The sequence below is a fragment of the Arthrobacter melezitosi genome, from assembly GCF_054511055.1.
The window spans coordinates 48,843-62,444 of record NZ_JBTNDJ010000003.1 but is presented as its reverse complement, the minus strand read 5'-3'; the positions used below and the strand labels follow the sequence as shown (position 1 = coordinate 62,444).

The following is a 13,602-nucleotide window of genomic DNA, read 5'->3' as shown; positions in this document are numbered from 1 at the left end:
GGGAGGCGGATTCCTCAGTACCGGATGGCGTCGATCACCTTGACCCGGACGGCGACGAGCGCCGGGATCAGCCCGGCGAGGGCGCCGACGGCGATGGCCGAGCCGACCCCCAGCAGCGCTGCCCCGACCGGAAAGGCCGGCAGGTCGGTCGCGCCCCCCGCCAGGAGCGAGGCGACCCGCGGATGCTTGACCACGGCGACGGCGAGCATCACCCCGGCCACGCCCGCGACGAAGGTCGCGACGACCGACTCCATCAGCACGCCGAAGAAGATGCGGCCCGATGTGGCGCCGAAACTCCGCCGGATCCCGATCTCCCGCACCCTGTACTTCACGGTCACCATCGAGATGTTGAGCAGTCCCACGGCTCCCAGCAGCAGCACGAGTCCCGCGACCCCGCCGATGACGAGGGTGATGCCGCCGAAGGGATCGCCCTGCGCGGCGTAGTCCTGGCGGTACACCCCGGCGCCGGGTCCGAACTCCGCCTGCAGGTCGGCGGTGATCCGTGCCGTCAGTTCATCGGCCATGACGGTGGGCACCCAGGCCTCGAGCATCGGCGTCGACCCCTGCGCGGCCCCGACATCCCACCGATCGGCCTGGTCCTTCAGGAGGTAGGCCTGCGGCTGCGCTTCCGGGTAGTCGTTGGCGAGGATCCCGATGACGACCGCCCGGACGGGCCGCTCCCCCAGCAGCTCCACGCCGGGGTCGGCGGCGATATCCGGCGAGCCCATCATCGTGTGGAAGGCTTCATTGACGATCACCACGGGGGCGAGGCGCTGCGCGTCCGCGTCGGTAAACCAGCGTCCGTCAACAACGTTCATGCGCCGCATCGTCCCGTAGTCGGGCTCGACCAGCGTGCCAGGGGCGTCGATGCGGCCGGCGGGGGTGCGGATCCCCAGCAGGGTGTCGACCCGCACCGAGCTGAACTCGATGCTGTAACGCTCCACCACCTCGGCGTAGGCGGCCACGACGGCCGACTGGTCGGACCCGGGCGCGGACGCGGAGACGCCCAGGGTCGCGGCCCTCCCGCTCATCCGTTCGGAGGACTGGATCATGCCGGCCGAGGCCATATTTCCCAGGGCCACGACCGAGGTGAGGGCCGCAACCGAGAGCATCACCCCCAGCAGGGCCAGCAGGACCCGCGTCTTGTGGATGCGCAGTTCCGAGAACGCCTCGATGACCGCCCCGACCAGGGCGGTCATGCCGCCGCCGCCTCGGGTTGGAGCACTCCGGCGTCCAGCCGGTAGTGGCTTCGCGCCCGGACCGCCACGTTGGCATCGTGGGTGATGGTGACAAGCGCGGCGCCAGACTCAGCTGCGACCTCGTCCAAAAGTTCCATCACGGAGGTGCCCGTCTCGATATCGAGGGCCCCGGTCGGTTCATCGGCGAGGATCAGTTCGGGGGTGCGGACCAGGGCCCGGGCGATGGCCACGCGCTGCTGTTCGCCTCCGGAGAGGTTCGAGGGGACCTCCCCCATCCGGTCGCCCAGGCCCACCCGGCCGAGCATGGCCGCGGCGAGCTTTTCGCGCTTCCAGAACTGCCGTCCCTCGGCATACAGCAGGGGGGTCATGACGTTCTCGAGGGCGGTCCGGCCGGGCAGCAGGTTGAACTGCTGGAAGATGAACCCGATGGCGCCCCCGCGCAGCCGTGCCCGGGCATCGCCCCCCAGCGTGCGCACATCCATTCCCCGGAAGGACAGCGTGCCCTCCGTCGGCAGGTCGAGCAGCCCGAGCAGGTTCAGGAGGGTCGACTTCCCCGACCCGGACCGGCCAACGATGGACAGGGAGTCCGACGGGTGGATGTCGAGGTCGACACCGCACAGCACGTGGAGTTCCTCCGTGCCGGCGATGCGCACGGTCCGCGTCACCTGTCGGAGGGATACAAGCGGCACCCAGGCGCCTGCCGCGGGGGTGTGTTCTGTTCCCGGCATCCTCAACCGCCCATCTGGGCCGGCTGCGGGCCGGGCTGGAGGGGGGCCTCGGCCCCCGGCACGAATTCGAGGACGCTCTCGCCCTCGGTGAGGCCCGAGACGATTTCGACGATGGAGCCGTCATTGAGCCCGAGCTCGACCTCGCGTTCCTCCTGCCCGCCTTCGGTCCCCAGCACCCACACGATGCCCTTGGCGATGGAGCCCTGCACGGCGGTCGTCGGCACGGTCAGAACGTTCTCTGCGACGCCGGCGCTGAGCTTGATCGTTGCGGAGAGCCCAGCGAACGACGGCACCTCCACCGGGATGCCGCACGTCAGCTCCCCCGCGGGGGCGGAGCCGTCGTCGCCGGCCGCCGGGGGACCTCCTTCGCCCATCGGTCCGGCCATGGCGGTGCGCTCCGAGGCGGGCGGAGCACCGCCGGCCGCCGGCGCCGGGTCCCCGATCTGCGGGTCCTTGCACGTGAAGGGAGCCGATCCTCCCGCGATGGTGATCACGGCGGAGGAGGGCCGGTCGAGCAGCCGGAACTGCTGCGCCGCGGTCAGGGTACCGCTGACGTGGTAGGTGCCCGGGCGAACCGAGCCGAGCGACTGTCCGATCGAGACGGCCTCGCCGATCAGCGGCGGAAAGGACGTCACGGTGCCCGACGCCGGCGCGGCGACGTCGAAATACTCGTAGACCGGCTCGGGGGCCTGGACCGGGGTGCGGGATTCCGGCTCCTCCCCCTCGGGCTCGGCTTCCGTGCGCGCTGCGGGCTGCACCTCGGCGGGGGTGCGGACCTGGAACAGCGGATCGCCCTCTGCCACGTCCTCCCCTTCCCCGACGAACAGGAAGACAACCTCACCGGCCGCCGTCGACCGGATGGGTACCCCGTCGTCGGCTGCCACCGTGCCGGTGAGCTCCACCGTGTTGGCGACCGTCCCCACCGTGACGGGGACCGTGGGCGTCAGCACCTCCGCCGCCGGGAATTCACCCGACGAGGGAGGTTCGGCACCCGAAAAGAAAGCAATTTTGACAAGCGCCGCGGCGATTATCAGGAAGATGAGAAGCCAGGCGACCGGAAAAACCGCGCGGCGGAGTACAGCCATTTATTTCCCCCATTGGAATTGTAATACCAGCGGACCGTGAACGGGCCCGAATTCCGCCAAGCATAAATGGACCGCCGAGGGGGAATCCTGCGGAACACGGTAAAAAGCATGCGCCAATTCGGTGACATTTCGGCAACGAATCCGCCGGGCAATTAGGAGGCCGCAGGGGTTCCCTTTTCCGGCTCAGCAAAGGCTGCGGGTACCCCGCCGGCGGCGCCGCGGCCGGGCCGGTCCCGGCCCGCCCGGCACAGGGCGCCTCCCGCCCCGCCCGGGCCGGGAGTGGGTCTGGTAGAAATAGCACGTGGACAGAACTGCCGTGGCCTCGGAGCCACCGGGAATCTTCGTGCCGGCCTTCCGGCATCCGGTCCACGCCTTCGGGTCCCGCACCGTGGACTTCGACCGGCAGGTGGCCCTCATGGCCATCATCAACCGGACCCCCGATTCGTTCTACGACGCGGGCCGGACCTTCGGCCTCGGCGCAGCCATCGACGCCTCCCTCGCGGCGGTGGCCGAGGGCGCCGACTGGATCGACATCGGCGGTGCGCCCTTCGCACCGGGGGAACCGATCCCGGAGGCGGAGGAGGCCGGGCGGATCGTCCCGGTGATCGAGGCGGTGCGGGAGGCAAGCGATGTGATCATCTCCGCGGACACGTTCCACCCCTCGGTGGCGGCCGCGGCCCTGGCGGCCGGCGCCAACGTCGTCAACGACACGACGGGCCTGCGGAATCCCGACCTCGCGGCGGTGGTTGCGGAGGCCGGCGCCCACCTCATCATCACCCACAGCCTCGCCGAACCCCGCACGAACTACCCCCGGCCCCGCTACGCCGACGTCGCCCGGGAGGTCGCCGACTTCCTGCTGCGCCGGGTGGACACGGCCGTGTCCCGGGGCATCCCCGAGGAGCGCATCCTCCTCGACCCCGGGCACGACCTCAATAAGAACACCCTGCAGTCCCTGGAGATCACCCGGCGCTTCGCCGAGATCGCCGGGCTCGGTTTCCCCACCCTGGCCGCCGTCTCGAACAAGGACTTCATCGGCGAGACCCTCGACCTGCCCAGGGACGCCCGGACCGAGGGCTCCCTGGCGGCGGCGGTGATCTGCATCCTGGGCGGGGCGAGGATCGTGCGGATGCACGACGTCGCCGCGGCCCGGTCGGCCCTGCGCCTCACCGAGGCCGTCCTGGGTTTCCGGGCCCCGGCATACCTGCGGCACAACATGGGTGAGCGGAACGGACCCGACGGGCGATGATCACCTCGCTGCTCCCCGGCGCCCCGGACCCGCTGACGGAGGCGGACCTGCTGGCCGCGTACGCCTACCCGCCGTCCGGAAGGCCCGTCGTGCGGTTCAATTTCATCGCCTCGGCCGACGGTGCCGCCGCCTCCGCCGGCCGCTCCGGAGGGCTGGGCAACGACGGCGACCGGCGGATCTTCGCCCTCCTGCGGCGGCTCGCCGACGTCATCGTCGTCGGTGCTGGCACCGTCCGGGCGGAAGGCTACGAGGGCGAGCTCATCGATCCCGGAGCCCAGGCCGCGCGCCGGGCCGCGGGCCGGGCGGACCATCCCGCCATCGCGCTGATCTCCGGTTCGCTCGGCCTTGACCCCGAATCCGGCGTCTTTTCCGCGGCGCCGGTCCGCCCCCTTGTCTTCACCACCACCGGGGCGGACCCCGGGCGGCGCCGCGCGCTGGAGGCGGTCGCCGACGTCGTCGACTGCGGCGACTCGCAGGTGGACCCGGCCGGGGTGGTGCGGTACCTGTCCGGGCGCGGACTCCCCCGCGTGCTGTGCGAGGGAGGGCCGGCGGTCCTGGCCTCCTTCACGGCCGCCGGCCTCGTCGACGAACTGTGCCTCTCCCTGAGCCCGCTGCTCGTGGGCGGTGCCGGGCCGCGGATCTCCAACGGCGCGGGACTCGGGCAGCCGGCGCCGCTGCGGCTCGCCTCCCTTCTCTCCGAGGATTCGGCGTTGTATGCGCGGTACGTTCGAACCTGAGGCCCCGGCGGTGCCCTGGTTTCCCAAGTCGTCGAAGTTTCCTGCAATGAAAGGTGTGCGATGCCCGAGCGGCCGGACCCCTCCTACTACGACATCCTGGGCATAGCGCCGGGTGCCACGCCCAAGCAGGTCAAGGACGCCTACCGCCGGGCCGCCCGGACGGCCCACCCCGACCTCGGCGGCAGTGAGGAGCTCTTCCATTCGGTGGCGGTCGCCTACGAGACGCTCTCCGACCCGGCGCGGCGGGAGCAGTACGACAAGCGCGGGCGGTTCGGCGCACCCCCACGCCCGGACGGCACGGGGGCCCGCACCTTCGGCACGGCCGGGCCCGCTCCCCGCGGAGCCGGCCCCGGGGCCGCCAGCGACGGCGTCCACACCCGCCCGCCCATCTACCTTCCGCCCTTTTCACCCGACCAGCCCCCGGTGCTGCCGCTGGTCCTCGCCGGCCGGCAGGCGCACGGCGCCGCGCGCCAACCCGGGCTGATCGCGCGGCTCGGCGCGGAGGCGCGGGCCCGCTGGGACGGGGAGCAGCGCACCGCGGCCCTGGTGGAGGCGGCGGTGCTTGAGGGGTTCCCGGCGGCGCGCCTCGTGAACGGCCTCGTATTCGCCAACCGCGCCCGGACCGCCGCCGGCCACGCGGTGCTCGCCGGGTACCGGATCGCGGTGATCGATTCATTCACCGCGACCCCCGGGAACTTCCACTGGGACGGCCGCTCCCTGCGCCACCAGGGCCGTCCCGTGACGCTGCGCATGCCCGCCACGGTGAGGGAGGTCCAGGAACTCTTCCCCGAATGCAACGTCACCGGCTGGATCCTGGTCCACGGCGCCCGCGACAATCCCTTCGACCCCGTCATCGACACCCCGCCCGGGTTCGACCGCTCGACCCCCTCGCTGGTGCAGGTGGTCAACGCCGGGACCGCCGCCCGCACGCTCAAGGCCTTCCTGGCCGCCGGGCCCCAACCCAATACCGTGCAGCTTCCGGTGCTGGGTCGGCTGCTTGCGGCGGCCGGGAGCTAGGATGGAGCGGTGTTCCGTATCCTCTTCCACTCCCCCGAAATCCCGGGCAACACCGGCAATGCGATCCGCCTCGCCGCAGTAGCCGGAGCCGAACTGCACCTCGTGGAGCCGCTCGGGTTCAGCCTCGAGGACTCCAAGCTGCGCCGCGCGGGCCTCGACTACCACGACCTGGCCGTCCTGCGCGTGCACCCCGACCTCGAGTCCGCCTGGCGGGCGCTCGCCCCCGAGAGGGTGTACGCGTTCACCGCGGAGGGAGACGTGTCGTACACGGACATCAGCTACCGGCCCTCGGACGTGCTCCTGTTCGGTCCGGAATCGGTGGGCCTGCCCGAAGAGGTCAAGCACGACCCCCACGTCACAGCGAGGGTGCGGCTTCCGATGCTCGCCGCGCGGCGTTCACTCAACCTTGCCAATACCGCCTCGATCGCCCTCTATGAGGCCTGGCGCCAGCACGGCTTCGCCGGCGCCGACCGCTGAACCCACCCTAGGAGCCCACAGATGACCCCACGCCACGCCTCAGCCCTGCCGGACCAGGGAGCGGAGGACTTCGAGCTGCTGGCACCGGCCCTGTGGAACCCGATCGCCAACGCCGTGGTCGCCGCCGCCGACGTCCTGCTCGGCGAGCGCATCCTCGACGCCTGGGCCGGCACCGGCGCCGGAACCATCCCCGCGGCCCAGCTGTGCGGCCCGGACGGCGTCGTCGACGCCGTCGACCCGTCAGCGGCCATGCTTGACCTGGCGCGGGCCAAGGCCGAGGCGCTGAACCTCGAGAACATCCGCTTCACCGTCGACGATCCGGCGCACTGGACCGCCGATCCGTACGACGCCGTCCTGTGCTGCTATGGGCTCTTCCTGGTCCCGGACATGGCCGGGACCACCTCCCGGATGGCCGGGCTCCTGCGCCCCGGCGGGCGCTTCGCCCTGAGCACCTGGAACGAGGGCGCCCTTGAGGGGTTCGAGGCGATCCTGCTCGAGGCCTGCGCCGCGGAACAGCCCGGCACCGCCCGGCAGGACCGTCCGGAGTTCACCGCGAACTGGGAGAAGCTGGCCTCGGAGGAGAAGCTCCGGGACTGGCTCGGGGGGCATGGCTTCGGCGAGGTCGACGTGCAGGAGGTCGCCCTGTCGGTTCCCCTGGAACCGGAGATGGCCTGGTCGCTGGTGCTCGGCAGCGGCTACCGCACGGTGCTCCCCGTGGCGCCGGAGCTGCGCGGGCGGATCCGTGAGCGGTTCACCGCCCTGCTGGGTGGGGACTTCGTGCTGAACGCCGACTCCCTCGTCGCCACGGCCCGCCTCGCCGAACCCGGCCCCTCCCCCTCCTGACCGGGCGGGATCCGCGGCGTCCGATTGCCCCGGGCGGCCCATCCGGGCGCCCCGCGGCTCCGAATTCCTAGCATCAGCAACGCTCCGGACCAGCAGCGACCGCCGGTCCGGGGCTCCATCCGCGCCGACGGTGCGGATGCAGCGGCCTGAGCGGTTTCCGGAGCACATTGAGGGTGGTGGATGAGGTGAATCGGGTCTTGGAACGGCTGCCTGCGGTGCACCGCGCCCCTGCGGGGAATGCTCGGCACCGGTCCGTCGGCGCTCTATGCTTGGACCCTATGGACACGCCACGAGTAAGCCGGGCCACAGCGGGGAGAACCCCCGCCGGTGGGCCGGCCGATAATCCTGCCGCCGGCACGGCCGCCGAGCCGACGCTGACCGACCTCCTGCTGCGGATCGCCCAGCAGGACCGGGAGGCGTTCGCCGCGTTCTACGGGCAGACCTCCCGGCGGGTCTACGGCCTGGCGCGGCGGGTCCTGATCGACCCGGAGCTCAGCGAGGACGCCACCCAGGAGGTCTATCTCCAGGTCTGGAACAGCGCCGCCCGGTTCGACCCGGCGGCGGGAAGCCCGATGGCCTGGCTGATGACTCTGGCCCACCGGCGGGCCGTGGACAAGGTCCGGTCCGAGCAGAGCTCCACCGACCGTGAGGCCAGGTACGGTGCGGCGACCCAGACCCCCGACCACGACGACGTCGTCGACACGGTGACTCAGCGGCTCGAGGCCGAGAGCGTCGTGAAATGCCTCGACACCCTCACAGCCACCCAACAGGAATCTGTCAGGCTCGCCTACTACGGTGGATTGACCTACCGGGAAGTCGCCGAAAAGCTCGGTGTGGCGGTGCCCACCATCAAGTCGAGGATCCGGGACGGCTTGCTGCGGCTCAAGGCATGCCTGGGGGTGGTTTGATTGCAGGACAAGGACATGAACAGACAATTCGCAGAAGACCTTCAGCAGGACCTCCAACGCGGGCACGTGCTCGAGTGGGCCGAGATGTACGCCCTGGACGCGGTGACGGACGACGAGCGCGCAGCCATCGACGAGTTCCTGACCCGCGACAGCGCCCTCCAGCAGGCCTTCACCGACCGGGTCCGGTCGAACCGCGAGACGATCGCCTCCACGTATGCCTCCCAGGAGGCCGAACCTCCCGCAGGGCTGCTCGAGAGGATCCTGAGCCAGATTCCCGACGCCCCGGCGGCAGGCACCGGCGCCGGGACGGGCACCGCCCCGGCGCCGTCCGGCCCCGCTCCCGCGGGCACCGCCGGCGGGGCTGCCGCCGGCGACGAGCTTGCAGGCCGGCGGAAGGCGAAGGGCCTGTGGGCCTCCCCCGCGGCCCGCTGGCTGACCGCCGCCGCGGCCGCCGTGCTGGTGGCCGTCGGGGGCGTCACCGTCGCCCAGAACCTTGGCCAGACCTCCATTGAGCAGGAGGTCCTTGAGGCCTCCGACGTGGTCACCGGCTCCTACGTGATTCCGGCCGGCGGCACCGCCGGCCTCGCGCTTTCCGAGGAGGAGGACGCCGCCGTCGTGACGCTGAAGGGCGTTCCGGCCCCGCCGGAAGGGTCCGTCTACCAGATGTGGCGGCTGCCCGCCGACGGTTCGGCCCCGGTCTCGGTGAGCACGATGGACGCCGAGGACGTCGCCGGAACGAAGGTGACCGAGGTCGAGGGGATCAGTTCATTCCGCGGCATCGCCATCACCGTCGAACCCGACGGCGGCTCGCCGACACCCACCACGCCCGTGATCGCGGAGATTCCCTTCCGCACCTGAGCCGAACCGGGCCGGCGATCCGGCCGGAGCACGCGGAAGGGCCCGGGAGTGCGCTCCCGGGCCCTTCCGTGTGCGGCCTAGAAACCGGCGATCGTCCGCTCGGAGTTCACGGCGACGGCGTGGAAGCCCTCGGCGCTGCGCCCGGCGGGAAGTCCTCCGCGCACTGCGTTTCCCGCAAGCATGCCGCGCACCGCGGCGTCCATCCTGTCGATGTCGGGGTGCTGGCTGATGTGGGCCCGGATCGCCTGGAGCTTGACGTCCTCGTACCCGGTGATGTCGACGAAGGTGTTCTCCCTCTCCTCGGGCCCCCCGTAGAACCACAGCCACGGCACCTTGTAGGCCTCAAGGCCCTCGGCGGCCAGCTCCGGGAAGGCATACGGGTTCTCCACGGCCGGGTACACCGCCCGGGTGACGGCCTCCCCGCACGCCAGGTGGTCGGGGTGGCTCTTCTGGATCCGGTCCCAGTTCCGCTCGGGGTGGGAGGAGACCACGATGTCGGGCCGCACTTCGCGGATGCGTGCCACGATGCCGCGGAGCACCGCCTCGGTCGGGCTCAGGTAGCCGTCGCGTTCACCGAGGAAGCTCACATCCTCGACGCCCACCAGGCGCGCCGCCTGGCGCTGTTCCTCGTGGCGGGTCTCCACGATGGTGCTGCGGTGCTCCTCGGAGAAGCCTCCGGCGTCGCCGTCGGTGAGGATGCAGTAGCTCACTTCGACCCCGGCCGCGGTCCATGCGGCGACGGTGCCGGCCGCGCCGAAGTCCAGGTCGTCGGGGTGGGCGGCGAAGCACAGCACCCGGCGGATGCCGCCGGCGGGCGGGGCGTCCGGTGCCACCTCAGGCCCTGCGCTTCCGGATTTCCTCGGCGGCCTGGGGCAGCACGGTGAAGAGGTCGCCCACGACGCCGAAGTCGGCGATCTCGAAGACGGGCGAATCGGGGTCCTTGTTGATGGCGACAATCACCTGGGAGGTCTGCATGCCGGCCTTCTGCTGCACCGCCCCCGAGATGCCCGCCGAGATGTACAGCTGGGGGGACACCGTCTTGCCGGTCTGGCCGATCTGCGCCGAGTGTTCGATCCACCCGGCGTCCGTTGCGGCCCGGGACGCGCCGACGGCACCGCCGAGGAGGTCGGCGAGTTCCTCGATGGGCGCGAAATTGCCGTCGACCCCGCGGCCTCCGGCCACGATGACGCGTGCATCGGTGAGGTCCGGGCGGCCCGTGGCCGGCTTCTCGACGCGCCCGGTGATCACTGCGGCGGCGGCCGGGGCGGGAACCTCGACGCTGACGGTTTCGGGCAGGGCTGGCAGCCCGGCCTCGGCCGCTTCGACGCTGTTCGGCTTCACTGTGAGGATCGGGATGCCGGTGGTGACCCTGCACTGCGAGGTGTAGGACCCGGCGAAGACGGACTTGGTGGCGGTCAGGTCGCCGGCCACCGCGACGACGTCGGTGATCACCCCCGACTCCAGCCGGACGCCGGCGCGGGCGGCGATCTCCTTCGCCTCGTAGGCGTTGCCGAGCAGGACCACATCCGCCCCGGCGGCGCGCACCGCCTCGGCCAGGAAGGCTGCCTTGCCCGCGACGAGGGACTGGCTCACCGACGGATCGGCCGGGAGGTAGCAGGTTGCGACCCCGTATGAGCCAATGCCCTCAAGGAAGGGCCTTCCGGTGTCGGCGGCCACCGCTGCGACCGGATCGCCGAGGGTCCCCGCCAGGGTGAGCAGCTCGCGGTCGCTCTTGGCGAGCACCGCACCGGGGTCGTGGAGGAAGACAAGTACCGTGGGCATGCGGGGTTCCTTTTCGAAGAAGAGGTGGGAGGAGGCGGGCTAGAGGAGCTTCTGCCCCGCGAGGAAGTCAACGAGCCGCAGGCCGGCGTCCCCTTCGTCCGTGATCAGGATGCCCTGGCTGCGGGGAGGACGCGGCTCGGCGGCCTCCACGGCCGTCCAGGATCCGGCGAACCCCACCTCCTCGGGGGAGAGCCCTATGTCGGCCAGGGACAGGGTGCGCAGCGGCTTCTTCTTCGCCGCCATAATCCCCTTGAAGTTCGGGTAGCGCGGCTCGTTGATCTGGTCCGTGACCGACACCAGGGCCGGCAGGGGGCAGGTCACCGTCTCGGAGTAGGCGTCACCGTCGCGGCGCGCCGTGAGCGTCCACCCCTGCTCCCCGGCCTCGAGGTCGAGGGCGGCGGCGAAGGTCACCTGGGGAAGGCCCAGCCGCTCGGCCAACTGGGCCGGGACCAGGGACGTCTCGCCGTCCGTGGAGGCCATTCCGGTCAGGACCAGGTCGAAGGTCCCGAGGTGCCCAAGCAGCGCAGCCAGCGCCCTGGACGTCGCCGAGGCGTCGGATCCGGCCAGGGCGTCGTCGGCGAGGTGGACCCCTTCACCGGCGCCCATCTGCAGGGCCTTCTTCACGGCGCTGGCGGCCTGGGCCGGGCCCATGGTCACCGCCGTGATCCGGTGCCCTGCCGCTTCCCCGCCCCGCTGCTCAACGAGCTGGAGGGCCGCTTCGAGGGCGTACTCGTCGAGTTCGGAGAGGATGCTCTCGGAACGCTCGGTGGTGTTGCGGGGGCCGTTGAGGTGCCGGTCAAACTGCGCGTCGGGCACGTGCTTGACCAGTACGGCAATATTCAGTCCCGGAGTCGGGGCCTCGTCCATGAGAAACCTTCCTGAGGTGGCAGTCTGTCCCGCGGTCTAGCTAACCATAAAGTTGTTGCGGCCCGATCCGGCCGGGTCACCCGGTCGGCGCCCCGTCGGGTCAGGCTGCGGGGGCCTCGGCGAGGGTCACGTCGATGGTGAGGCTCTCCCCGCCGCGGCGCACCTCCACGGGAACCGTCTCACCGACCGGCTGCATGCGCACCGCCGCGGTGAGCGACTGGGGGTCGCCGATCGGCGAATCCCCCACCTTGGTGATGATGTCGCCCTCGCGGAGCTTGGCGTCGGCGGCCGGCGATCCGGCCTCGACCCCGGCCACCTGGGCGCCGACGGAGAAGGTTGACCCGGAGGAGGCGTTCTCCCCGGGCGCCGGCTCCACCGTCACGCCGAGGAATCCGTGGCTGGCCCGGCCGTTCTCGATGATGTCGTCGGCCACCCGCTCCGCGTAGGAGATCGGAATGGAGAAGCCGACGCCGATGTTCCCGGCGCTCTCATCGCTTCCGCTGGAGGCGATGGCGACGTTGACCCCGATGACCCGGCCCTGCGAATCGACGAGCGCGCCGCCGGAGTTCCCCTGGTTGATGGCGGCGTCGGTCTGGATGACGTTGAGGTAGATGGAGCCCTGGGACTGCGGCTGGGGGTTCCGCGACCCGTCCGGGGGCAGGAAGTTGAAGCCATCGCCCTCCTGTTCCTCCGGGGCGTCCGACTGCTCCTCGGGCACCGCCGAGGACGCAACGCTGATGGTGCGGTTGAGGGTGGAGATGATGCCGTCGGTCACCGTGCCGCTTAGGCCCAAGGGCGCCCCGATCGCGATGGCCGTGTCGCCGACGTTCAGCTCCTCGGAATCTCCGAGTGCCGCGGGGGTCAGGTCCGGCGCCTCGATCTTGATCACCGCCAGGTCCGACAGCGGGTCGGTGCCGACGATCTCGGCCCGGAAGACCCGCCCGTCGTTGGTCTTGACCTCCACGGCCGCGTCGGCGACCTGCCCGCCGAGGGTGACGACGTGGGTGTTCGTGAGGATGTGCCCTTCCTCGTCGAGGATGATGCCCGAACCCGACCCACCGGAGCCGTTGCCGCTGACGGCGATGGTGACGACGCTGGGCGATGCCTTGACGGCGGCGGCGGTGATTTCGTTGACGCTGTCGGAATTGTTGACGATCACCGACTCGCTGCGCCCGCCCGAATCGGATCCGGCCGCCGGCCCGGTATCGAACAAACCGGCGGTGCCGGCCGCGATGCCGCCGCCGAGCAGGCCCGCCGCGAGGACACCGGCCAGGAAGGCCGGAACCCCAATGCGTTTCTTGTCCCTGGTGCGGATGGATGCGTGCTGGCCGGAGGGCTGTCCCCAGACCTGGGAGGGCGGCTGGGAAGGAGGCAGCGGCTGGCCGAAGGAACCCTGCCGGAAGGCGCCCTGCTGGTTGGGAGCCTGCCCGAAGGCGCCCTGGCCGTAGGAAGCGCCGTGCCGGGAGGCATGACCCGCGGGAAGCGCCGCCGTGTCGTCCGCACCGGCCTGCCCGGACCCGCCGCTGCGGTTCCCGGAGGCATGCGGAGCGGCAGCGGGCCCGGCGACCTGCGCCTGCTCTGCCGTCGGAGGGTTGGCCGGTCGGGGCGGGATCGGGCGTTCAGGACCGGCAGGTCCCCCAAACTGGTCAGCCATTCGAATTCCTTTCATCGCGGTTGTCTCCACTATGGCGAGGGAGACTGAACCTTGAGGGAGCTTTTGCTGGACATCCGCTGGGAAGCAGCCGGAAGTCGAAGGCCCCGCTACCCATTATTCCCCCTTCGCGCCGGGTCTTTCATCCCGGCACACGGTGGGGGCCGGGTCCTCCCGGGAACCGGGACGGTGCGAAGGGGGTGT

At 71.3% G+C, this 13,602-nt stretch carries 14 protein-coding genes; 7 read left to right on the top strand and 7 right to left on the bottom strand.

Annotated features, from left to right (window positions below):
* Positions 1-14: 14 nt before the first annotated feature.
* The 3 genes from ACX80W_RS04875 to ACX80W_RS04865 are packed head-to-tail and all read right to left on the bottom strand — an operon-like array spanning position 15 to position 3,012.
* Positions 15-1,199, bottom strand: a complete 1,185-nt coding sequence (locus ACX80W_RS04875; RefSeq protein WP_459280954.1) for an ABC transporter permease — start codon at positions 1,197-1,199, stop codon at positions 15-17.
* Positions 1,196-1,888 carry an ABC transporter ATP-binding protein gene (locus tag ACX80W_RS04870; RefSeq protein ID WP_459280952.1) on the bottom strand — a complete coding sequence of 231 codons (693 nt, stop codon included), beginning with the start codon at positions 1,886-1,888 and terminating at the stop codon, positions 1,196-1,198. The genes ACX80W_RS04875 and ACX80W_RS04870 overlap by 4 nt, the downstream gene beginning before the upstream one ends.
* Before the next feature lie 41 nt (positions 1,889-1,929).
* On the bottom strand, positions 1,930-3,012 hold the full coding sequence (locus tag ACX80W_RS04865) for an efflux RND transporter periplasmic adaptor subunit (protein ID WP_459280951.1): 1,083 nt from the start codon (positions 3,010-3,012) through the stop codon (positions 1,930-1,932).
* 301 nt (positions 3,013-3,313) lie between these two features.
* Between ACX80W_RS04865 and folP the strand changes: the two genes are divergently transcribed.
* The 7 genes from folP to ACX80W_RS04830 all read left to right on the top strand — a co-directional run bounded on the left by folP (position 3,314) and on the right by ACX80W_RS04830 (position 9,098).
* Complete coding sequence (gene folP / locus ACX80W_RS04860; protein WP_459280949.1) at positions 3,314-4,258, top strand: dihydropteroate synthase; 945 nt, start codon at positions 3,314-3,316, stop codon at positions 4,256-4,258.
* Positions 4,255-4,995, top strand: a complete 741-nt coding sequence (locus ACX80W_RS04855) for a pyrimidine reductase family protein (RefSeq protein ID WP_459280947.1) — start codon at positions 4,255-4,257, stop codon at positions 4,993-4,995. The genes folP and ACX80W_RS04855 overlap by 4 nt, the downstream gene beginning before the upstream one ends.
* Before the next feature lie 60 nt (positions 4,996-5,055).
* Positions 5,056-6,012, top strand: a complete 957-nt coding sequence (locus ACX80W_RS04850; RefSeq protein WP_459280945.1) for a J domain-containing protein — start codon at positions 5,056-5,058, stop codon at positions 6,010-6,012.
* A 9-nt stretch (positions 6,013-6,021) separates the two neighbouring features.
* Positions 6,022-6,489 (top strand): tRNA (cytidine(34)-2'-O)-methyltransferase, encoded by a 468-nt coding sequence (locus tag ACX80W_RS04845; RefSeq protein WP_459280944.1) that lies wholly within the window; start codon positions 6,022-6,024, stop codon positions 6,487-6,489.
* 21 nt (positions 6,490-6,510) lie between these two features.
* Positions 6,511-7,332: a class I SAM-dependent methyltransferase gene (locus tag ACX80W_RS04840; RefSeq protein ID WP_459280942.1), complete on the top strand. Its 822-nt coding sequence runs from the start codon at positions 6,511-6,513 to the stop codon at positions 7,330-7,332.
* 278 nt (positions 7,333-7,610) lie between these two features.
* Positions 7,611-8,240 (top strand): ECF RNA polymerase sigma factor SigK, encoded by a 630-nt coding sequence (locus tag ACX80W_RS04835; RefSeq protein ID WP_459280940.1) that lies wholly within the window; start codon positions 7,611-7,613, stop codon positions 8,238-8,240.
* Between the two features lie 15 nt (positions 8,241-8,255).
* On the top strand, positions 8,256-9,098 hold the full coding sequence (locus ACX80W_RS04830) for an anti-sigma factor (protein ID WP_459280938.1): 843 nt from the start codon (positions 8,256-8,258) through the stop codon (positions 9,096-9,098).
* Between the two features lie 77 nt (positions 9,099-9,175).
* Here the strand turns inward: ACX80W_RS04830 and ACX80W_RS04825 are convergent, their stop codons facing one another.
* The 4 genes from ACX80W_RS04825 to ACX80W_RS04810 all read right to left on the bottom strand — a co-directional run bounded on the left by ACX80W_RS04825 (position 9,176) and on the right by ACX80W_RS04810 (position 13,401).
* Entirely contained in the window at positions 9,176-9,931 is a 756-nt protein-coding gene (locus ACX80W_RS04825; RefSeq protein WP_459280936.1) for a PIG-L deacetylase family protein, read from the bottom strand.
* Between the two features lies 1 nt (position 9,932).
* Positions 9,933-10,880, bottom strand: a complete 948-nt coding sequence (locus tag ACX80W_RS04820) for an electron transfer flavoprotein subunit alpha/FixB family protein (protein ID WP_459280935.1) — start codon at positions 10,878-10,880, stop codon at positions 9,933-9,935.
* Positions 10,881-10,919: 39 nt separating this feature from the next.
* Positions 10,920-11,747 (bottom strand): electron transfer flavoprotein subunit beta/FixA family protein, encoded by an 828-nt coding sequence (locus ACX80W_RS04815; RefSeq protein ID WP_459280933.1) that lies wholly within the window; start codon positions 11,745-11,747, stop codon positions 10,920-10,922.
* Positions 11,748-11,847: 100 nt separating this feature from the next.
* Positions 11,848-13,401 (bottom strand): S1C family serine protease, encoded by a 1,554-nt coding sequence (locus ACX80W_RS04810; RefSeq protein WP_459280931.1) that lies wholly within the window; start codon positions 13,399-13,401, stop codon positions 11,848-11,850.
* Positions 13,402-13,602: the final 201 nt, after the last annotated feature.

Bases quoted from the DNA above. Each gene is read 5' to 3' on its own strand.
- ACX80W_RS04855 (WP_459280947.1), top strand. From the start codon at position 4,255: ATGATCACCTCGCTGCTCCCCGGCGCCCCGGACCCGCTGACGGAGGCG.
- ACX80W_RS04865 (WP_459280951.1), bottom strand. From the start codon at position 3,012: ATGGCTGTACTCCGCCGCGCGGTTTTTCCGGTCGCCTGGCTTCTCATC.
- ACX80W_RS04840 (WP_459280942.1), top strand. From the start codon at position 6,511: ATGACCCCACGCCACGCCTCAGCCCTGCCGGACCAGGGAGCGGAGGAC.
- ACX80W_RS04830 (WP_459280938.1), top strand. From the start codon at position 8,256: ATGAACAGACAATTCGCAGAAGACCTTCAGCAGGACCTCCAACGCGGG.
- ACX80W_RS04835 (WP_459280940.1), top strand. From the start codon at position 7,611: ATGGACACGCCACGAGTAAGCCGGGCCACAGCGGGGAGAACCCCCGCC.
- ACX80W_RS04875 (WP_459280954.1), bottom strand. From the start codon at position 1,199: ATGACCGCCCTGGTCGGGGCGGTCATCGAGGCGTTCTCGGAACTGCGC.
- ACX80W_RS04820 (WP_459280935.1), bottom strand. From the start codon at position 10,880: ATGCCCACGGTACTTGTCTTCCTCCACGACCCCGGTGCGGTGCTCGCC.
- ACX80W_RS04810 (WP_459280931.1), bottom strand. From the start codon at position 13,401: ATGGCTGACCAGTTTGGGGGACCTGCCGGTCCTGAACGCCCGATCCCG.
- ACX80W_RS04850 (WP_459280945.1), top strand. From the start codon at position 5,056: ATGCCCGAGCGGCCGGACCCCTCCTACTACGACATCCTGGGCATAGCG.
- ACX80W_RS04815 (WP_459280933.1), bottom strand. From the start codon at position 11,747: ATGGACGAGGCCCCGACTCCGGGACTGAATATTGCCGTACTGGTCAAG.